The 20,365-nt window shown below is 59.7% G+C and carries 15 protein-coding genes; 1 reads left to right on the top strand and 14 read right to left on the bottom strand.

What is annotated here, in order from left to right:
• Positions 1–15 precede the first annotated feature (15 nt).
• The 14 genes from ACYZT7_RS03315 to glnE all read right to left on the bottom strand — a co-directional run bounded on the left by ACYZT7_RS03315 (position 16) and on the right by glnE (position 17,328).
• Positions 16–972, bottom strand: coding sequence for a glycosyltransferase family protein (locus tag ACYZT7_RS03315; RefSeq protein WP_462039934.1), 957 nt, complete (start codon positions 970–972; stop codon positions 16–18).
• Positions 969–2,399, bottom strand: coding sequence for a PIG-L deacetylase family protein (locus ACYZT7_RS03310; protein ID WP_462039933.1), 1,431 nt, complete (start codon positions 2,397–2,399; stop codon positions 969–971). The genes ACYZT7_RS03315 and ACYZT7_RS03310 overlap by 4 nt, the downstream gene beginning before the upstream one ends.
• 8 nt (positions 2,400–2,407) lie before the next feature.
• A complete protein-coding gene (locus ACYZT7_RS03305; protein WP_462039932.1) occupies positions 2,408–3,304 on the bottom strand; it encodes an antimicrobial resistance protein Mig-14 in 897 nt (298 codons plus the stop codon).
• Complete coding sequence (locus tag ACYZT7_RS03300; RefSeq protein WP_462039931.1) at positions 3,304–4,434, bottom strand: glycosyltransferase; 1,131 nt, start codon at positions 4,432–4,434, stop codon at positions 3,304–3,306. The genes ACYZT7_RS03305 and ACYZT7_RS03300 overlap by 1 nt, the downstream gene beginning before the upstream one ends.
• Positions 4,418–6,175 carry a carbamoyltransferase family protein gene (locus tag ACYZT7_RS03295; protein WP_462039930.1) on the bottom strand — a complete coding sequence of 586 codons (1,758 nt, stop codon included), beginning with the start codon at positions 6,173–6,175 and terminating at the stop codon, positions 4,418–4,420. Before ACYZT7_RS03295 ends, ACYZT7_RS03300 begins: the two co-directional genes overlap by 17 nt.
• 173 nt (positions 6,176–6,348) lie before the next feature.
• Complete coding sequence (locus ACYZT7_RS03290) at positions 6,349–6,684, bottom strand: YceK/YidQ family lipoprotein (protein WP_462041734.1); 336 nt, start codon at positions 6,682–6,684, stop codon at positions 6,349–6,351.
• A 237-nt stretch (positions 6,685–6,921) separates the two neighbouring features.
• Positions 6,922–8,373 carry a lipopolysaccharide kinase InaA family protein gene (locus ACYZT7_RS03285; RefSeq protein WP_462039929.1) on the bottom strand — a complete coding sequence of 484 codons (1,452 nt, stop codon included), beginning with the start codon at positions 8,371–8,373 and terminating at the stop codon, positions 6,922–6,924.
• The gene (locus ACYZT7_RS03280; protein WP_462039928.1) at positions 8,373–9,125 is read right to left on the bottom strand and encodes a lipopolysaccharide kinase InaA family protein; all 753 of its coding nucleotides are present in this window, start codon (positions 9,123–9,125) and stop codon (positions 8,373–8,375) included. Before ACYZT7_RS03280 ends, ACYZT7_RS03285 begins: the two co-directional genes overlap by 1 nt.
• A complete protein-coding gene (locus tag ACYZT7_RS03275) occupies positions 9,122–9,856 on the bottom strand; it encodes a lipopolysaccharide kinase InaA family protein (RefSeq protein ID WP_462039927.1) in 735 nt (244 codons plus the stop codon). Before ACYZT7_RS03275 ends, ACYZT7_RS03280 begins: the two co-directional genes overlap by 4 nt.
• Positions 9,856–10,662: a lipopolysaccharide core heptose(I) kinase RfaP gene (rfaP, locus tag ACYZT7_RS03270; RefSeq protein WP_449642680.1), complete on the bottom strand. Its 807-nt coding sequence runs from the start codon at positions 10,660–10,662 to the stop codon at positions 9,856–9,858. The genes ACYZT7_RS03275 and rfaP overlap by 1 nt, the downstream gene beginning before the upstream one ends.
• The gene (locus ACYZT7_RS03265; protein WP_462039926.1) at positions 10,662–11,783 is read right to left on the bottom strand and encodes a glycosyltransferase family 4 protein; all 1,122 of its coding nucleotides are present in this window, start codon (positions 11,781–11,783) and stop codon (positions 10,662–10,664) included. Before ACYZT7_RS03265 ends, rfaP begins: the two co-directional genes overlap by 1 nt.
• Positions 11,783–12,844 carry a lipopolysaccharide heptosyltransferase I gene (gene waaC, locus ACYZT7_RS03260; protein WP_462039925.1) on the bottom strand — a complete coding sequence of 354 codons (1,062 nt, stop codon included), beginning with the start codon at positions 12,842–12,844 and terminating at the stop codon, positions 11,783–11,785. The genes ACYZT7_RS03265 and waaC overlap by 1 nt, the downstream gene beginning before the upstream one ends.
• Before the next feature lies 1 nt (position 12,845).
• On the bottom strand, positions 12,846–13,880 hold the full coding sequence (gene waaF / locus ACYZT7_RS03255) for a lipopolysaccharide heptosyltransferase II (RefSeq protein ID WP_462039924.1): 1,035 nt from the start codon (positions 13,878–13,880) through the stop codon (positions 12,846–12,848).
• Positions 13,881–14,388: 508 nt separating this feature from the next.
• Positions 14,389–17,328 carry a bifunctional [glutamate--ammonia ligase]-adenylyl-L-tyrosine phosphorylase/[glutamate--ammonia-ligase] adenylyltransferase gene (glnE, locus tag ACYZT7_RS03250; RefSeq protein ID WP_462039923.1) on the bottom strand — a complete coding sequence of 980 codons (2,940 nt, stop codon included), beginning with the start codon at positions 17,326–17,328 and terminating at the stop codon, positions 14,389–14,391.
• Positions 17,329–17,711: 383 nt separating this feature from the next.
• On the opposite strand from glnE, the gene aceE reads away from it, so the two are divergent.
• Positions 17,712–20,357: a pyruvate dehydrogenase (acetyl-transferring), homodimeric type gene (gene aceE / locus ACYZT7_RS03245; protein WP_462039922.1), complete on the top strand. Its 2,646-nt coding sequence runs from the start codon at positions 17,712–17,714 to the stop codon at positions 20,355–20,357.
• Positions 20,358–20,365: the final 8 nt, after the last annotated feature.

The following is a 20,365-nucleotide window of genomic DNA, read 5'->3' as shown; positions in this document are numbered from 1 at the left end:
TTTAATCGCCCGGCTTTACAGCCCCAGCGACAAGCGTAATTTTTCTTTCCAGCCCAGCGGGACATGCTCGCGCAGCGGCGCACGCAGGGCGTCGACAATCGAATGCCCAACAGCCCGGAACGTGTAACGCTGCTCTACCAGAGCCTGCCCGGCCAATGAAATGGTCTCGGTCAGCTGTGGGGACTCGCGTAACACCGCCAGTTTTTCCCTGAGTTCGTCGCGCGTTCGATAGAGCACGATGTTGTGCATATCGACAAACCCAAGCGCGCGATTCTCTGCTTCCCCTTGATCGTAAGCAAACAGCACACAACCACAGGCCATGGCTTCGAAATTCTTGATCATGTATTCGCCCATGCCAACGTCGGCACTCACGAAGTAACGGATCCGGCTCAACGTCTCGCAGTATTCTTCACCCGACTTGGTGCGCGTGATCAGCAGGTTCTCCACTTCGGCCACGGACTCGAGCATGGCCTTGCGTCCGGCATACGCCACGCTGTTGAGACTGCCGACAAAACCCAGTTCGATATCACGTTCACGCTGGCAGTTTTGCAACAGCGCCTGATCGTAGCCCTTGGGCACGAAATGCGCGTCAAACCCTTCATCACGCAAGCGCTGGCTGACCATGAAACCCGAGCTGATCACCCGCACCCAAGGCAGCTTGCGGTAATGGTCGCTGAACTTGCCCGTGTACTTGCACGGGATGTAATTCTGGTACGCATCGTGTTCCAGAACAACCAGATTGGGCAGGGTTTGTATGAACCTCACCTGTCTGATTTCTTTTTTGAAGCGCAGGAAAAAAACAATCCTGTCATAGCGGCTCACATCGACATGCTTGCGAAAGTAGCCCCGCAAGTCGTCCTGCTCCGCGCTGGTCAGCTCGCGCTTGTCGCAGTCGCAGTGCTCGGCGATACCGTCATACAGTCGATCGAGGATCGCCCGCTGCTCTTTCTGCACCAGAAACAGAACTTTCAATTGGTCTCTCTCTTTCCAGACAGCTCTTGGACCCAGAATAATTCGTGGCGTCGCACCGCTTTACGGAAGAACTCGTTTTCGCCGAAAGCCGGCCAGTGTCGGGCCGCCAGACAACGTTGTATCGCCCGGCGAAGTAGACGCTTGAGGGGAAGTCGGGGCTGAAGGTCGTGCATCATGCCCAACGACATAGCCTTGTGCCACTGTTTTTCGGACGACAGGCAGAGTGCCCAGGGCCGCAACGGTTCATGACTATTGATCTGTGGCGGCAGTGTCACGCCAGTGCTGGCATCACCCATTGGCCAGCGATCGTTGTCGTGCAGATGATTGGCGTAATGCAACAAGGTTTCGGGCTGCCAGGCTGTCCCGCTCAGTGCCTGCATCACCGCCTGCTGTGAGCATAGATGGTCTGGGTGCGGGTCGAAACGCGGATGTGGCAAGACAATGACCTGGGGCTGGATACGCTCAATCAACTCACTCAGGTCGGCCAGTAGATTGTTCCAGGACGGTATGCCATCGACGTCACTGCCCAGGGCAAACGGATTGAACCGTCGAAAATATCGAGTATCGCCAAGCTGTGCCTCACGGGACACCACGGCCTCGGTCGGCGCGCGTTGCATGGCGGGCAATTGCAGGCAGAAATACCCCAACTGAATGCAGCGTTCCTGAGGTACGCCGCCCCACAACGGCACGCTGAGACTGTCCCAGGCTCGAAGCGAGCCTTTCAGCCGAGACGCTTCGACGCCGTTGAGCCCCATCTGCTGATAGTGCTCGGCCTCGATTTCACCGGCGGTCATGGTCACGATCCAGCTTTGAGTGGCGCTGCTGTACAACCCGAATGCGGCCAACTCGGCATCGTCAGCGTGGGGCGCGATCACCATCACCCGCTGACGGCTGTAATCCGGATGCTCGAACGCCCAGAGCACCGGTTCACCGAGCAATCGGCAGAAGCGCCCGCGCAGACGTAACTCACCTTGCGACAGAACGTGCGCCTGACCACTGAGGTTGAGGTAACGCAGGCCGTTCACACCACGCTCGAAGGTTTGTCGGTCCGGGTTATCCCCCCCCGACAACTCGACCACTGGATCGATAAAGCGTCCCAGCCAGGTGCTCTTTATCCGCAGCGCCAGGACCAGGGTGGCGTCGTCGACCAGCATGACGCCGTCGTCCAGGCGCAAACGCTCACCATCAAGGTGGACCTTGGGTTGTTGGGTGTACGGTGGAAAGCTGTACTGGTAATCGTCTTTGGGCGAATAAAACAAATGGTCGGCGAACCATGCCTCGTGGGCAATCCAGCCCAGAACCGCGAGCACCAACGGCAGCCACCAGGTCACCAGCACGCCGATGGCAATCAATAGCGCCAACGCGATGAGCAGACCGATGCGCTTGATGCGCCGATGGCGCTTGAGCAATTGCTGTTTGCGGTTCATGGGCTGGCTCATACGGTGAACACCGGCACAGGATTGCACCAACGATCCTTGTATTCACGGTCGGCGCGACCGAAAGAAAAGCGCAAGGGTTTGTCCAACGCCCGGGCATGCTCCCAAGCGCTTTGCGTATTGAGAAAACTCAGCACGCTGCCGGGACTGAATTCGCGGGTTTCGGGATCGACGCCGCCATTGATGTACTCGACGCTGATCCACTGTGGCGTCTCGACACGGTAGACCAGTTGAATCGCTATCGGCGCATCGTTGAGAAAAATCACCGAGCCGATCAGCAAGTCACGCAGCAATTCGATGACCTCAGCCATGCGCTCGGCCCCCGTCGCCGGGAAGCCCCAGCGGCGCTGGAACAGGTCGCAATAGATCGCTGCCAGTTCACTGCTGGAAAATTCGGCGACCGGCCGGACCACTCCGCCCGCTTCTTCCAGCAATCGCAATTCACGGCGCTGGTTGTAGCGAAACTTCTTCGACAGTTCTTCGGGAGTGCGGGCCATCGCCAGTTGCTCGGCCTGCAATTTGATGCCGGTGAAGCGGCCTTCATTCAGCACCGACAAGTAGCGTGCGCGATGACGCAGCGGCGCTTGTGCATCGGCAGCGGCCGGCAGGATGAGCTCAGCATTACCGAGGTCGAACAGGCCTTTTTTACCACAGCGCTTGAGCACATCCTTGGACAAGGCAAGGTCGCGACCCCAGGTCGGGATCGCAGCTTTGACTTCACCGTTTTGCTCCCAGGCCAGGTAGCGCACAGGGATGTCGGCCAACTGCGCCAGCCGGTCGACCACCATGGGATGAGTGGCGACGCTGCCGCCATAACGTTGCCAGGCCTCGGCATATGCCGAGGCGTCGACTACCGCCCAGCCACGTTCGCGCCAGCCTTGAAATCGGTTGAGCATCAGCCCCTCGGTGCCAGTTCGGTAACGTGCGGCAAACGCCAGAAAGCATCGCGTACCGCGCGGTCGGAGAAGCGCTCACGCAAGCGATCGAGCATCAGCTCGACACACTGGTGACGTTGCTGCTCGTCCATCGCGGCCAGATGTTGCAGCCCTTGAGCCAAGTGCTCGGCATCGCCCAGCGGGAACAGAATACCCACGCCCTCGACCACTTCCTTCGCCCCACCGCACGCCGTGGCAAGCAACGGCACGCCGGCAGCCATGGCCTCCAGCAGCACCATGCCGAACGGTTCGTGATCGGAACTCAGAGCAAACACATCGAAGGCACGGAAATAACGTCGGGCTTCAGGCACCTGACCGAGGAACAGCACGCGGTCGCCGATACCCAACTCACGAGCCAGGGCCTTGAGGTCCTGTTCCAGTCGACCGGCACCGAGAATCACCAGTTGGCTGCTGGCCGGCAAACCCGGTAACGCCGCAGCAAAACCGTGCAGCAGCGTGGTCTGATCCTTGTCCGGATGCAGCCGTCCGACATTGCCGACAACCCAGGCATCCGGCGCCAGGCCGAGGGTCTCCCGGGCCTCGCGAGCCGACACCTGGCTGTCCTGCAAGGTCTGCACATCGATACGGTTATAGAGTGTCTGAATCCGCGCCGCCGGCCACTTCGGCAGGCAATGACGCATGTCGTCGCGCACGGCATCGGAAACCCCTAGCAGGCTCAGACGTTTGCGGAAAATATTCGCGAAGAGTTTGCGTGTGCCGCGCTTGTAATCGTCAAACGCGTGATGCACGCCAATCACCGGCAACGACGTGCCGAGCAAGGCGATATAAATAGGTTTGAAACGGTGAGCGATGCAAAAACTGAAATTGCGCGAGGCGGCGATCTTGCGCAGATCGCTGATGGCGCCCAGCTTCAGGCCACGAATGGCCTTGGAGCTGTATTCCATGAACAGCACTTCATCGGAAGCACAGGCCGCGGCGACTTCGGCATCGGCAGCCCCGGTCAGGAACACCGTGGTCACTCGATAACCTGTCCCCGCGAACAGGCTGGCGTACTGCCGGGCGCAGTCCAGAAACGGCCCGTCATAGCCGTGACAGAACTGCAGCACATGGCGTTCAGCCGAGCGTGTCATATGCGTCCGCGCCCTCTTTCACCACCAGAATGTCTTCCATGATCAAGTATTGCAGATCAGAACCAAAGAACATGTTCAGGGCATCCGTCGGCGAACAGATCATCGGTTCGCCACGACGGTTGAGCGAAGTGTTCAGCGACACCCCGTTACCGGTCAGCACTTCCAGCGCCTTCATCATGTCGTAGTAGCGCGGGTTGTATTCGCGCTTGAGCACCTGGGCCCGGGACGTACCGTCTTCATGGACGACTTCCGGTACGCGGGTTTTCCACTCTTCAGCCACTTCAAAGGTGAAGGTCATGAACGGCGCCGGGTGATCGATCTTGATCATCTGCGGTGCAACGGTGTCGAGCATCGACGGGCAGAAAGGCCTCCAGCGCTCGCGGAACTTGATCTGGTGGTTAATCCGGTCAGCCACGCCGGTGGCGCTCGGGCAACCGATGATCGAACGACCACCCAAGGCGCGCGGACCGAACTCCATGCGACCCTGGAACCAGGCCACCGGGTTGCCATCGACCATGATTCTGGCGATGTTTTCCGGCATGTTCTCGAGCTTGCGCCATACCGGCTTGCTCGGGTGACGGGCACACGCAGCGAGCACGTCTTCGTTGGTGTAGGACGGGCCGAGGTAGACGTGTTCCATCTTCTCGACCGGCACACCACGGGCGTGGGACACATAAGCCGCCGCGCCAACCGCAGTGCCGGCATCGCCGGATGCAGGCTGAACGAACAGCTCTTTGACGTCATCGCGGGCGATGATTTTCTGGTTCAGTTTGACGTTCAACGCACAGCCACCGGCGAAGGCCAGTTTGCCGGTTTCCTTGAGTACGTCGCCCAGGTAGTGGTCGATCATCTGCAGCGAGATCTTTTCGAACAGCGCTTGCATGCTCGCGGCGTAGTGGATGTACGGTTCGTCGGCGATGTCGCCTTCGCGCTTCGGACCCAGCCACTCGATCAGCTTCGGCGAGAAATAGAAGCCTTTGCCTTTCTCTTTATAGCGACGCAAGCCGATGACGTTGGCGTAGTCGGTGTTGATCACCAGCTCGCCGTTCTCGAACGAAGCCAGACGCGAGAAATCGTATTTGCTGGCATCGCCATACGGCGCCATGCCCATGACCTTGAACTCACCGTCAAGCATCTCGAAACCGAGGAACTCGGTGATCGCGCCGTACAGGCCGCCGAGGGAGTCCGGATCGAAGAATTCCTTGATCTTGTGGATCTTGCCGTTTTCGCCGTAACCGAAAAAGGTCGTGGCGTACTCACCCTTGCCGTCGATCCCGAGGATCGCGGTTTTCTCTTTGAAACCGGAGCAGTGATAAGCGCTGGAAGCGTGGGCCAGGTGATGCTCGACCGGCTCGATCTTGATTTTCTTCGGATCGAATCCCAATTGCTCGAGGCACCAGACAATCTTGTTGCGATAGCGTTTGTAACGACGGTTACCCATCAGGATCGCATCGAGCGCGCGGTCCGGGGCGTACCAGTAACGCTTGGCGTAATGCCAGCGAGCCTTGCCGAACAGGCTGATCGGCGCGAACGGAATCGCTACCACATCAACGTCGGATGGCTTGATGCCGGCCTGCTCGAGGCAGAACTTCGCCGACTCGTAAGGCATGCGGTTCTTTGCATGTTTATCTCGCACAAAGCGCTCTTCCTCAGCCGCCGCGACCAGCTTGCCGTCGATGTACAACGCTGCGGAAGGATCATGGCTAAGGGCGCCGGACAGGCCAAGAATCGTCAATGCCACAGGGGTCTAGCCTCTTTAGTCTGCATGCAGGCGCAAGGCGCCTCAAAGATTAATGTGCCCTCGCAAAGGGCGAGAGGCAGCTAAAGGGCGGGATTATAGCGTAAACATGGCGGGAATGACCCAGCGCTTATTACCCCTGTAAATATGACCCGGGCGAAAGCAGGTGGCACTGCTCATCCGCGGCCTGATCTCCAGTAAATACTGATATTGCCGTCGGTAGCTTGGCGGTAAACCGTATAGGGCAGGAGGACGGTATCGAAAACACCCGACAGGGTGAAATCCACCAATACGAACGGCAAAAGAATACCCGTGGGATCAGGCGCTGCGTTTAATACGCAAAAGTCGAACGCCAGACCACTGTAGATACGCGGGATGGACTGACAGTAGGTCTTTTGCTTTCTAAGGCTACGCGCCGCGTCTTCATCATCCTGCAGCACCGTAACAGCGGTCCCGCAGCCTGATAAAACCAGTGCAAAAGTGCTCAGTAACACCGTCATTTTTATCGTCAAAATCTGCCCTCCGTGAACGTCAGGCAAACTAGCATCGCGGCTATTCAGGGCACAGTTCATGGGCTCTGTAGATCATGTAGGACGATTCATAAAATCCTGTCCCTTAATCTCGGGTGCCTGTCCCGGCCTCATCGCGAGCAAGCTCGCTCCCACAGGGGATCTGTGTCGCAACGGAGAACCACTGTGGGAGCGAGCTTGCTCCGGGCGGCGTTCCGACGATAGGACCGAAGGTCCGATTCAGGCAGCGCTGGAGATATCTTTGGGCAGACGCTGATCAATGACCCGATAAAGCGCACTGCTCTCAGGCCAGTTACGCATGAACCTTGCCCGATCCCGCGCATAGGCCGGGGCGAAGCTGTTCACCGAGGCATGCTGACACATCGAATCCAGATCAATCAGCGCCCAGCGATCGTGCTGCCAGAACAGGTTATGCCCCTTGAAATCCCCATGACTGATCCGCTCAAGAATCAGCTCCGCAAACAAATGATCCAGCGCCAGCAACTCGGCTTCCGGTGCCTCACCGCTTTCAACATAAGGTGCAAAGCGCTCGATGATGTCCGGCCCTGGCAAATACTCGGTCACCAGATAAGCCCGACTACGCAACCAGAGAAAACGCTTCTCCAGCAACGCCAACGGTTTGGGCGTGGCGATGCCGAGAAACGCCAGGCGATTGCCTTCGCGCCAGGAATGCCAGGCACGGCTCGGGCGCCAAAACCGTTTTAGCCAGTGGGCAAAACCCTTGATGTTGTAGCGTTTGATCACCAGCGTACGACCGGCCACCTCGACCTTGCCGACGCTCGCCGCGCCGCCGGTCTTGTACAGATGGCCCTGATCGAGAAACGCATCGGCCTGCTCCAGCACCGGCAGCATCGCCGCTTCTTCCTCGCGGCGAATTGCTCGTAAGCCGAACGCTCCGCGCTGGACACTGAACAGCGTGCATTCGCGGCCGACCTTGATCAGGAAGTCTTTGAGGCGCCAGCTGCGGACCTTGCTGATCTGTTTCTGCAACGCTTCCAGGGGCAAGGCATGCTCGCCGTTGCTCAGCAGGTAATACACCAGCAATTCTTCGGTATACGGTTCCAGCGTCTTAGGCAACTGGGCGAAAAACACCCCGAGATTCTCCAGGACTTTTTGTCGCGACAGCGGCTGGCCAGGCGTTTCGGTACAGATCCCGGCACCGTCGATCAAATACAGCCGGCCGCCCTGGCGCAGCAGGTTGTCCAGATGCAGGTCTTCCTGCCACAGGCCCTTGCGGTGCAATTGACCAATTGCACCCAGCGCATCGGCCAACACTGCCGATTGCTCATCCGCCAGCATCGGCAAGTGCTCGACCTGCCCCCAGGTATCCCCAAGGCTCTCGGCGCCTTCGAGGAAATCAAACAATAACCAACCGCCCTCGCCATCTTTCAGGCCGTCGGCCAACAGTTGCGGCGTCGTCAGCCCTTGGGCAGCGAGCAGACGCACCCCGTTCAGCTCACGCTGAAAATGCCGCGCCGCTTTGCTGCCGACCAATAACTTGGCCAGCACCGGTCGCCCACGCCAGACACCGGCACCGACATAACGCTGCCCCGGCAACACCCGCAACAGACTCAGCAACTGCAACTCGGCAGGGCCGGCGGCATCGGCCAGTGAAATGTTCAGCGGCAGGCTCGGGCTGCGGCCAGCGTTTTTCAGCTCGGACAAACGCATCAGCGCGTCTCCTTGTGAGTGCGCCGCGCGGTCAGTCGCGCCAGCCAGCTGTCGATCAACGAGCTGTCCTGGGATTGATCCAGATAGGCAGCCAGCAACTCGCGCAACTGCGCTTCATTCCACTGAGGCGCCCTACGCAGCAACGGCTCCAGGTCTTTCGCCCGGTCACGCTGACCAAACAGCAACGGCCGGGTCTTTTCCAGGTCGATCAGCCGGGCCTGATAACCGTCGCCGGTGGCCTGGAGAAAAATGTGTTTGGGGTAGAAGCAACCGTGAAGCTGACGCGCGCCGTGCAGGCACCGAGCCAGTTGACCACAGGCCTTCATAATCGCCGAATGCTGCGCCGAACTCAGGTCCGACCAGCACTGCAACAGCGAATCCAGGTCATCCCAGCCGTCCAGGGCACGGGTCAGCAGAATCGCCCGAACCTCGCCGTCGACCTTGCGTTCACCGAAGAATGCCGCTTTCAACGCTGGAATTCCGAATCGCTCATAGCGACTGATATTGCGAAATTCACGGGCAAAACTCGGCTCGCCAAAAGGCGCATGCAAGGTGCGCATCTGGAAGTTGCTTTGGCGTTTGAGGTAGTAGCCATGACCTTCCAGATCCAGCCGAAACACGCTGCTCCAGCCACCGCGAGCGGTGTTGGGTTCGTCCACAGCGTCGAGCTGCTTGGTCCAAAGTGCGTCGAAGGTGCCGAGGCCGTGACGCTCAAGCAGGGCACGGTCTTCAGCGGCAAAAAAATCAGTCATTCGCGTCCCTCGAAAAATCTCACCACGTGCCGAATCCGTTTTTTGTCGGCGGCATTCAGCCGATCACACTGGCGGTATTGCAGGTAAAAGCGCAGGCGCTGGGTGGCCGACAGTTGATACTTGGCGACCTTGTCCAGACACGCCAGGTCCTTGGTGATGCGGTACTGGAGCCAGAAGCCGCGCCAGAAATCCCCGTTGGGGCAGTCGATCAGGAACAGCCGTGCCTGATCGTCGATCAACAGGTTGCGCCACTTCAAATCGTTATGGGTGAAACGATGGTCGTGCATGGTCCGGGTATAACCCGCCAGCTGCCGGCTGACGTTGTCGACCCAGGCGCGGTCCGCCAGCTTTGGATCATGCCGCTCGGCCAGGGCCGACAAGTCTTCGGTATGCGGCAGCTCACGGGTGATCATCGCCCCACGATCGTATGCCGCACCGCGACGCTCCAGGCCCCAGGCCACCACTTCGGCAGTGGGAATGCCCCACTTGGCGAAGCGCTTGAGATTCTGCCACTCGGCTTTCACCCGGGGTTTGCCCAGGTAACGGCGCAGACCTTTGCCGGCACCCACGTAGCGTTTGACGTAATAGTTGACGCCATTGCGCTGGACGCGAACGACCTCGGATAACAGGTCGCGGGTCAGGCGCTCGCCCTGAAGCGCAAACACAGCCTCAAGACTGCCGAAATCTTCTGCCAGATCGCTGTACGCAGGTTCCAGTTTCCAACCCGCCATCAGAGCGCATCCCCGTATCGCTGTTTACGGTCGTAGAGCTTGTTCGCCTTGCCTTCCAGCCAGGCGAGCAACCCGGCTTCTTCGCCCAGGATCTGGCGCAGGGGCTGCTGGAAATAACCTTTGAGGAAACGCAATTTGTCACGCCGGGTCAGGCCAATGTCCAGGGCCGAAAAGTACAGCGCTGCCAGGTCTTTGTTGCGCCAGCGCTGGGTAATCGTCGGGCGGGTATGGGCGCGGTGCAGGTCGATCACCGAAAGCTTGAAATCGTCGGCCGTTACCGGTTTGTCGGTGTGCAGCAGAAAGTGGCAGATGTAGCAGTCGCGATGGTTGACTCCGGCGCGATGCATCATGCCGGTCATGCGCGCAACCTCGGCAATCAGCGCACGCTTGAGTGTTGGCTCGGGCGGCTGCTTGACCCAGTCGATGCTGAAGTCTTCGAGGCTGACCGTGGGCGCCAGCTCTTCGGTGACGATGAACGAATGCTGGTCTGCCGGGTTGCTGCCCTTCTCGCCGTAAGCCACGGCGGTCATGGTCGGCACGCCGACTTCCTGCAGGCGCGCAATGGCCTTCCATTCCTGGCCCGCACCGAGCACCGGCAGCTTGGCCGTGAGCAGGTTCTTGAAGATCTCGCCCCAGCCAATGCCACGGTGGATCTTCACGAAAAAGCCATTGCCGTTAACTTCAGTCCGCAGGGTACGGCGCGCTTCAAGTTCGCGGTATACCTCGCCCTGGAGACCCTCGACTTCGGCGAACGGGTCGCGTCCGGCCCAAAGGCTCTTGAACGGTTCAGCCAGCATCAACTTCATTAAGCGTGCTCCGCCAGAATCACATCGGCCGCGTGCTGCGGCATGCTATAGAGGTCGGCCGTCTCGGCGAAGGCCAGACCGTTGCGGCTCCAGGCCGCCCGTGCTTGAGCGTCGTTCAACATGCCGGTCAGGTACTGAGTCAGTTGCGCCTGATCGAAAGGTTCGTCCAGCACCAGACCGGCGTCGGCCTCAGCGATGTAATGGGCGTAACCACAGACCGCGCTCACCAGCACCGGCAGGCCGGCCACCAGGGCTTCGAGCAACACGGTCCCGGTGTTTTCGTTGTACGCCGGGTGAATCAACAGATCGGCGCCGAGCAGAAAACGCGGGATGTCGCTGCGCCCCTTGAGGAACGCCACGTTGTCGCCAAGCCCCAATGTGGCGCTCTGCATCTGGAATAACTTGGGGTCGTCCTGGCCAATTACAAACAGCCGGGTGCGTTTCTTCAGATCGGCGGGCAATGCGGCCAGCGCCTTGAGGCTGCGATCCACACCCTTGGTCTTGAACCCTGAGCCAATTTGCACCAGCAGCAGGTCATCGTCTTTCAGGTTGAATTCACGACGAAACTCAGCACGGATCTCGGCGGCATTGGCCGGCGCGCGACGGTCTTGAGAGATGCCCGGCGGCAGCAAATGGAAGCGCGCAAGCGGCGTGTCGTAATGCTTGATGAACAGCGGCTGCTGGACTTCGGAAATCATCAGCACTTCGGTCTTGGCATCCTTGGCAAACACGGCGCGCTCGTACTCCGCGAAGTGCCGGTAGCGACCCCAGCGACGGTACAGCGAGTTACGCAGGTTTTGCGCCTTGTCTTCGAAGCAACCGTCGGCGGCGTAGTACACGTCCAGCCCCGGCATCTTGTTGAAGCCGATCAAACGATCCACCGAACGCTTGGCCAGATCAGCCTCCATCCATTCGCTGAGCTTCTCGTTGCGTCGATGATTGAAGAACGCTTTGACCGGCGCCACCAACACTTCGAAGCCGGGTGGAATGTCGCCTTCCCAGATCAGCGTGTAGACCCGAATCTGGTGGCCGCGCTGCTGGCACTCAAGGGCAATGCGCATGAAATCGCGCTGCAAGCCGCCAAAGGGAAAGTACTTGTACAGGACAAATGCCAATTGCATCAGCGCAGCTCCTCAGCCAGTAACAACGTGCTCAGTCGGGTCGCGACACGCTCGGGATTCAGACGCGTGAAGCACAGGGGCCACTCGCGTTTCAGGTCAAACTGACGGGCATCTTGGGCCGTCGGTTGATAGGTGCATTTCTTTTGCAGGCATGGCGCGCAAGGGAAGTCGCTGGCCATGTGAATCTGCGACTTGCCGTAGGCGCCAGTCAGGCCCGGGTTGGTCGGGCCAAACAGCGACAGCGTCGGCACGTCCAGTGCGGCGGCCAGATGACCGAGACCGGTGTCCACCGCCACGCAGGCTTGCGCGCCGGCCAGCACCTTGCCGATACCGGCCAGGTTCAGCCTGGGCAGCACTTCGACGTGTTTCATGTCTTTGGCGATGCGTTCGGCCCGGGCTTTTTCGAGGGGGTTGCCCCACGCAAGCTTCACCCCGACACCGAGATAGCCGACGCGCTCGGCCAACTCGCGCCAATAGGCTTCAGGCCAGTGTTTGGTGTCCCACGTGGTGCCGTGCAGGAACACCACGTAAGCATTCTTGCGCGGCAATTCCACCAGTCGTTCGACGTTCAGGCCGTAATCGCCCAAGCCTTTGGGCAGGTCGTACCCCAACGCCACGGCGAACAGCTGACGCACCCGCTCCACCGCGTGTTGCCCTCGGGCCACGGCCAGACGCCGGGAATAGAAGCGTGCGGCAATCGGCTCACGAGCCGAGTTTTTATCCAGCCCGGCCACCGGGGCTTTGGCGTATCGGGTCAGCAACGCACTTTTCAGCAGGCCCTGGGCATCGATCACCAGATCGTATTGGTTGGCGCGAACGCTTTGCTTGAATCGCTTCCACTCACCACTCTTGATGGTCTGCCAGATGTTTTTGCGCCAGCGACGGATCGCCACCGGAATCACCTTGCCCACGGCCGGGTGCCAGGTCGGGATTTCGGCGAAGCCTTCTTCCACCACCCAATCGAACTGGATGCCGGGGATCGCCCGTGCCGCGTCGGTCAGCGCCGGCAACGCGTGAATCACGTCGCCCAGCGAAGAAGTCTTGATCAGCAGTACCCGCAAACTATTTGACCTCGACCACAGTGCCCTGCAAACGCTGCAAGGCTTCGTTCACCGCTTGCGGCATGAGCTGGCGCAGGCAGTTGTAATGACCGAAGCGGCACGTGCGATCGAAGCACGGACTGCATTCGATGCCCAAGCGCACGATCTCGACGTGCTCGGCCAGTGGCGGCGTGAAACCCGGCGACGTCGAGCCGTAGACCGCCACCAACGGGCGATTCAGCGCAGCGGCCACGTGCATCAGGCCGGAGTCGTTGGACACCACCGCGTCGGCGCAGGACATCAGGTCGATGGCTTCGGCCAGGGAGGTGCCTCCGCTGAGATTCACCGACTCTTCACGCAAACCGGGAATCAGCCGCGAACGGATGTCTTCGCCGACGGCGTGATCGTTTTTCGAACCAAACAGCCAGACTTGCCAGCCTTCGCGGATCTTCGCTTCGGCAACCTTGGCATAGTGCTCGGACGGCCAGCGCTTGGACTCGCCAAACTCGGCACCGGGGCACAGCGCCAACACCGGGCGGTCGAGGGCCAGGCCGAACTTGGCCATTGCTGCTTCGCGAGTGACCGGGTCAATCGGCAGGCTCGGCCGTGGATAAGGTGTCGGCAGCTCAGCACCCGGCTCGTAAGCCAGGGCCATGAAGCGTTCGATCATCAGCGGGTAACGTTCTTTATCCAGCGTGCGCACGTCATTGAGCAGGCCGTAGCGGAATTCGCCACGCCAGCCGGTACGTTTCGGGATGCCGGCGAAGAACGGCACCAATGCCGACTTCAGGGAATTGGGCAGCAGGATCGCCTGGTCGTACTGGCCGGCCAGGGATTTGCCGATGCGCCGACGCGTCGCCAGCTCCAAAGCACCGTGACCGAGCGGAAAGCTCAAGGCCTGGCGGACTTCGGGCATGCGCTCAAGAATCGGCCGGCTCCACTCGGGGGCCAGCACGTCGATTTCGCATTGCGGGTGGCGCTGCCTGAGACACTGAAACAGTGTCTGCGCCATCACCATGTCACCGACCCAACTGGGCCCAACGATCAGAATTTTCATGTGGTTTCCATAAACGAGCCGGGGAGGCTTTATGCCTCCCCGCCTCGAGAATCACTGCGGGAGCAAGGCTGCTTGCGATGGGTCATCACCTTCAACATTATTGTCGACTGTCATTCCGCTATCGCGAGCAAGCTCGCTCCCACATTGGGTATTGGTGCACATCCAGTGCAGTGCAGCCTGGCTGCCTCCAATCTGCAAAACACTGCAAATCTACTGTGGGAGCGAGCTTGCTCCGGGCGGCGTTCCGACGATGAGGCCCTCACATTCAACATCAATGGTGACTGATCGTCCGCCATCGCGAGCAAGCTCGCTCCCACATTGGGTATTGGTGCACATCCAGTGCAGTGCAGCCTGGCTGCCTCCAATCTGCAAAACACTGCAAATCTACTGTGGGAGCGGGCTTGCTCGCGAAGGGGTCATCACATCCGATAAAGATGTCGACTGACACTCCGCTTTCGCGAGCAAGCCCGCTCCCACATTTGAATCTTGTCGCTTCAACTTGCGCGTTTCAGCTTAGCCCCAGCTCGCGCCAGATCCGCACTACCTGCCGCCGTTCGTCCACAAACTGGTCGCCCGGTATCACCCCGGCGTCCTTCTGCAAGGCCTGCCGGTGAGCGGCTGAACGGTAGGCTTTATAGGCCTCGCGCAACAGGCTGGCGTCTTCGGCGGGCATCAGCCCTTCCTCCTCCAGCCCTTCCAGAATGCGGATATTGTCAGTCCAGCGCAGCAATGGCGGGTGCGATTCGGACCACGCCAAGGCCGCGTATTGCACCATAAATTCAATATCGACGATACCTCCGGCGTCCTGCTTGAGATCGAACGGCGCCGTGGCCTCGAAGGCATTTGCCCCGGTGCCCGCCGCGGTGCTCTTGCTGCCAAGGTTATCGCGCATTTTGGCGCGCATCTCGCTGACCTCCTGGCGCAAGGTCGCCAGATCCCGCGACTTGCCCAATACCGCCGCACGGACTTTCTCGAACGCCTGACCGACGTCCCGACTGCCCACCAGCACCCGCGCCCGCACCAGCGCCTGATGTTCCCAGGTCCAGGCTTCGTTTTCCTGATACCGGGCAAACGCACCGAGCGAACTCACCAGCAACCCCGACGCACCGGACGGCCGCAGGCGCATGTCCACTTCATACAGCTGACCGGAGTTGGTTTGCGCCGTCAGCAAGTGAATGATCCGCTGCCCCAGCCGGGTGAAGAATTGCGCGCCGTCGATAGGCTTCGGGCCGTCGGTTTCTGCCTGCGGATCGCCATCGTGGATGAACACCAGGTCCAGGTCAGAACCATGCCCCAGTTCCAGACCGCCCACTTTCCCGTAACCGACAATGATGAAGCCAGGATCACACAAGGTGCCGTCGGTACGCAGCGGCGTGCCATATTTGGTCACGGTCTGGCGCCAGGCCAGGGCCAGCACTTGTTCCAGGATCGCTTCGGCGAGCCACGTCAAGTAATCACTGACCTTCATCAACGGCAGGCTGCCGGCGATTTCCGAAGCGGCGACCCGTAAACGGTGCGCCAGTTTGAAATGTCGCAGGGCTTCCATTTGCTGTTCGAGGTCGTCTTCGGGAATCCGCGTCAAACGCTCGCGCAACTCGGCGGCCAGTTCCGGCGCCAGTGGCGGCTTGAACAGCCGACCTTCGTTGAGCAATTCGTCGAGCAGCAGCGGGAAGCGGGTGATCTGTTCGGCGATCCACGGGCTCGCGGCGCACAAGGTCAACAAACGGCGCAGCGCGCCGGGATTCTCGGTCAGCAACACCAGATACGCGGAACGTCGGGCCACGGCTTCCACCAGTGGCAAAACCCGCTCCAACACCAGATCCGGATTGGCGTGCTCCACAGTCTGAGCCAGCAATCGTGGAATAAACGCATCGAGGCGTTCACGCCCCAGACGCTGCATCGCTCGCAATTGCGGACTGCCGCGCAAGCCGGCCAACGCTTTCAGGGCTTTGGTGGCATCGGCGAAACCGCCCTCCTCCAACTGGCGGCAAGCAGCCTCTTCATCCTGAGCCTCTTCCCACAGCGGCAGCCATTCACCGCCGACCACCACTTCGCTCTCGGTGCCTTGCTCTTCGTCAGGATCGGCGATCACTTGGCCGAAGTGCCACGCCACACGGCCGCGCCAATACATGAGCTGTTCGTGGAAAGCGGCCCAATCGGCGAAACCCAACATAAAGGCGATGCGCGCCTGATCCTGCGCACCGTCCGGCAGCATCTGGGTCTGGCGGTCGGCAATCGCCTGGATCGCGTGTTCGGTGTAACGCAGGAATTCGTAGCCTTCGCGCAATTCGCTGATCACCGCCGACGGCAGATAACCCTGACCTTCCAGCGTGCTCAATACTTTTAATAAAGGACGTTGCTGCAGGCTCAGGTCGCGGCCGCCGTGGATCAACTGGAACGCCTGGGCGATAAATTCGACTTCACGAATGCCACCGGAGCCGAGTTTGATGTTGTCGGCCATGCCCTTGCGCCGGACTTCCTGCTGAATCAGCTGCTTCATGGTGCGCAGCGCTTCGATCGCCGAGAAGTCGAGGTAACGCCGGTAAACGAACGGCCGCAGCATGTCTTGCAATTGCGCGCCGGCCACTTGATCGCCGGCCACCACTCGCGACTTGATCATCGCGTAGCGCTCCCAGTCGCGACCCTGATCCTGGTAATACTGCTCCAGCGCGTTGAAGCTCAACACCAATGCGCCGGCCGAACCGTAAGGCCGCAGGCGCATGTCGACGCGAAATACAAAACCGTCAACGGTCATCGGGTCCAACGCCTTGATCAGGCGCTGACCCAGACGAATGAAAAATTCCTGGTTATCCAGCGAGCGTTTCACGCCAACGGTTTCGCCGCCCTCGGGATAGGCGAAGATCAGGTCGATGTCCGACGACAGGTTGAGCTCCACCGCGCCGAGCTTGCCCATGCCGAGGATGACCATTTGCTGCGGCTCGCCGCTGCGCCGACCGGTCGGCACGCCAAACTGCTGGCAATGCCGTGAGTACAACCACTGATAGGCCTGATCGATGCTGGCATCGGCCATGTCCGAGAGGTCGCGACAGGTCTGGATCAGATCGCACTGACGAGTCAGGTCACGCCAAATGATCCGCACTTGATGGCGGGTACGTTGACGACGCAGGGCGCGACCCAGCCCATCTTCGGTTTCCGCTTCATTTACCGCGGTCGCAATCTGCGCGCACAGCTCACCGGGGACAAAACTGCGATCCAGCTCACCGGACTGCACCAGTTCCAGCAACATCAACGGATCACGCGCGCTCTGCTCGATCACGAAATCGCTGGCAGCGGTGACACGGGCGAATTGCGCCCAGCGATCAGGCGTCCAGCCAGACAGACCATGGTCGTCGTCCAACTTGGCGACGGCCGTACGGAACGACTGCTCGGCGCGGGTGACAAAAGGCAGGAGAATGCCGGGCAGTTCGGCAAGCGAAGGGAGGCTCATGGTCTATCCTTGATCGGCGTGTCGAGGGCTGCATGTAGTGATTCGCCAGAATGCACTACGTGATCGACTGTCGAACAAAGGTTAGAAATAGCTGAAATTTCTTTATTTTTGGCAGACAGCATCAAGCTTTCACCTTTTCTGGTTGGCTAAAGACCAACCTTAACGATTATTCTCACAACGCAGCTGGAGGCCACAAGCCGCTCATCTGTAGTTTTACTACTCGTATATACATTCGAAAGGCTGAAATGCCCGATGATTTGTAGTAAAACTACACGCCGCCGGAACAACCTCTCGGCAATCCAAGAATTTATATCGTCTGCCCACAAGGCCAGTCGCAAACTCAGGCAACCGATTCTGGAAGCCTTTCCGCCCTGGAGCAAGCCATGCAAGACCTCGATCCCGTCGAAACCCAGGAATGGCTGGACGCCCTGGAATCGGTTCTCGACAAAGAAGGCGAAGACCGCGCTCACTATCTGATGACCCGTATGGGTGAACTCGCAACCCGCAGCGGTTCGCAATTGCCTTACGCCATCACCACGCCGTACCGCAACACGATCCCCGTTACCCACGAAGCACGCATGCCTGGCGACCTGTTCATGGAACGCCGTATTCGCTCGTTGGTACGCTGGAACGCGATGGCCATGGTGATGCGTACGAACCTGAAAGATTCTGACCTGGGCGGTCACATCTCCAGCTTCGCCTCCAGCGCCACGTTGTACGACATCGGCTTCAACTATTTCTTCCAGGCCCCGACCGACGAACACGGCGGCGACCTGATCTACTTCCAGGGTCACACCTCGCCAGGCGTTTACGCCCGTGCGTTCATGGAAGGCCGTATCACCGAAGACCAGATGAACAACTTCCGCCAGGAAGTCGACGGCCAGGGCTTGTCGTCCTATCCGCACCCGTGGCTGATGCCCGATTTCTGGCAGTTCCCGACCGTATCCATGGGTCTGGGCCCGATCCAGGCGATCTACCAGGCACGCTTCATGAAGTACCTGGAAGCCCGTGGCTTCATCCCTGAAGGCAAGCAAAAAGTCTGGTGTTTCCTGGGCGACGGCGAGTGCGATGAGCCGGAATCCCTGGGCGCCATCTCGTTGGCTGGCCGCGAGAAGCTCGACAACCTGATCTTCGTTATTAACTGCAACCTGCAGCGCCTTGATGGCCCGGTTCGCGGCAACGGCAAGATCATCCAGGAACTCGAAGGCGTGTTCCGCGGTGCTCAGTGGAACGTGACCAAAGTCATCTGGGGCCGTTTCTGGGACCCACTGCTGGCCAAAGACGTCGACGGTATCCTGCAACGCCGCATGGACGAAGTCATCGACGGCGAGTACCAGAACTACAAAGCCAAAGACGGCGCGTTCGTGCGTGAACACTTCTTCAACACGCCAGAACTCAAGGCGATGGTTGAAGACTTGTCCGACGACGAGATCTGGAAGCTCAACCGTGGCGGCCACGACCCGTACAAGGTCTACGCGGCGTACCACGAAGCGGTCAACCACAAAGAACAACCGACCGTCATCCTGGCCAAGACCATCAAAGGTTATGGCACCGGTGCCGGCGAAGCGAAGAACACGGCGCACAACACCAAGAAAGTTGATGTTGAAAGCCTGAAGCTGTTCCGCGATCGTTTCGACATTCCGGTTAAAGACTCCGAGCTGGAAAACCTGCCGTTCTTCAAACCCGAAGTAGGCAGCGCCGAAGCCCGTTATCTGAGCGAACGTCGCACTGCACTGGGCGGTTTCGTGCCACAGCGTCGCGCCAAAAGCTTCGACATTCCAACCCCTCCACTGGATACCCTCAAGGCGATCCTGGATGGTTCGGGCGACCGTGAAATCTCCACCACCATGGCATTCGTGCGCATCCTGGCGCAGTTGGTCAAGGACAAGGAAATCGGCCAACGCATCGTCCCGATCATCCCGGACGAAGCCCGTACCTTCGGTATGGAAGGCATGTTCCGTCAGTTGGGCATCTACTCGTCCGTCGGCCAGCTCTACGAGCCAGTCGATAAAGACCAGGTGATGTTCTACCGCGAAGACAAGAAGGGCCAGATCCTCGAAGAAGGCATCAACGAAGCGGGCGCCATGAGCTCCTTCATCGCTGCCGGTACTTCGTACTCCAGCCACAACCAGCCAATGCTGCCGTTCTACATCTTCTACTCGATGTTCGGCTTCCAGCGTATCGGCGACCTTGCCTGGGCCGCTGGCGACAGCCGTACCCGTGGCTTCCTGATCGGCGGCACCGCCGGCCGGACCACGCTGAACGGCGAAGGCCTGCAACACGAAGACGGTCACAGCCACATCCTGGCTGGCACCATCCCGAACTGCCGTACCTTTGATCCTACCTACGGCTATGAGCTGGCGGTGATCATTCAGGACGGCATGAAGAAGATGACCGAAGAGCAGCAGGACGTTTTCTACTACATCACCGTGATGAACGAGTCCTACCAGCAGCCAGCCATGCCGGCCGGTGTCGAGGAAGGCATCATCAAGGGCATGTACCTGCTCGAGGAAGACACCCGCGAAGCGGCGCATCACGTTCAACTGATGGGCTCCGGCACCATCCTGCGTGAAGTGCGCGAAGCGGCGAAGATCCTGCGTGAACAGTTCAACGTCGGCGCTGATGTCTGGAGCGTTACCAGCTTCAACGAACTGCGTCGCGACGGCCTGGCCGTAGAGCGCAGCAACCGTCTGCACCCGGGCCAGAAGCCTAAATTGAGTTATGTCGAAGAGTGCCTGAACGGCCGTCAGGGTCCGGTCATCGCCTCTACCGACTACATGAAGCTGTTCGCTGAGCAAATTCGTCAGTGGGTACCGTCCAAGGAATTCAAAGTCCTGGGCACCGACGGTTTCGGCCGCAGTGACAGCCGCAAGAAGCTGCGTCACTTCTTCGAAGTCGACCGTCATTTCGTGGTGTTGGCAGCCTTGGAAGCCTTGGCTGACCGTGGTGATATCGAACCTAAAGTGGTGGCTGAAGCCATCGCCAAGTTCGGCATCAACCCGGAAAAACGCAACCCACTGGACTGCTGAGGAGACAC

The organism is Pseudomonas sp. RT4P38 (genome assembly GCF_054897765.1).
This window is presented reverse-complemented; position numbering and strand designations above follow the sequence as displayed.

Bases quoted from the DNA above. Each gene is read 5' to 3' on its own strand.
- ACYZT7_RS03310 (WP_462039933.1), bottom strand. From the start codon at position 2,399: ATGAACCGCAAACAGCAATTGCTCAAGCGCCATCGGCGCATCAAGCGC.
- ACYZT7_RS03305 (WP_462039932.1), bottom strand. From the start codon at position 3,304: ATGCTCAACCGATTTCAAGGCTGGCGCGAACGTGGCTGGGCGGTAGTC.
- ACYZT7_RS03300 (WP_462039931.1), bottom strand. From the start codon at position 4,434: ATGACACGCTCGGCTGAACGCCATGTGCTGCAGTTCTGTCACGGCTAT.
- ACYZT7_RS03285 (WP_462039929.1), bottom strand. From the start codon at position 8,373: ATGCGTTTGTCCGAGCTGAAAAACGCTGGCCGCAGCCCGAGCCTGCCG.
- ACYZT7_RS03280 (WP_462039928.1), bottom strand. From the start codon at position 9,125: ATGACTGATTTTTTTGCCGCTGAAGACCGTGCCCTGCTTGAGCGTCAC.
- ACYZT7_RS03275 (WP_462039927.1), bottom strand. From the start codon at position 9,856: ATGGCGGGTTGGAAACTGGAACCTGCGTACAGCGATCTGGCAGAAGAT.
- rfaP (WP_449642680.1), bottom strand. From the start codon at position 10,662: ATGAAGTTGATGCTGGCTGAACCGTTCAAGAGCCTTTGGGCCGGACGC.
- ACYZT7_RS03265 (WP_462039926.1), bottom strand. From the start codon at position 11,783: ATGCAATTGGCATTTGTCCTGTACAAGTACTTTCCCTTTGGCGGCTTG.
- waaF (WP_462039924.1), bottom strand. From the start codon at position 13,880: ATGAAAATTCTGATCGTTGGGCCCAGTTGGGTCGGTGACATGGTGATG.
- glnE (WP_462039923.1), bottom strand. From the start codon at position 17,328: ATGAGCCTCCCTTCGCTTGCCGAACTGCCCGGCATTCTCCTGCCTTTT.
- aceE (WP_462039922.1), top strand. From the start codon at position 17,712: ATGCAAGACCTCGATCCCGTCGAAACCCAGGAATGGCTGGACGCCCTG.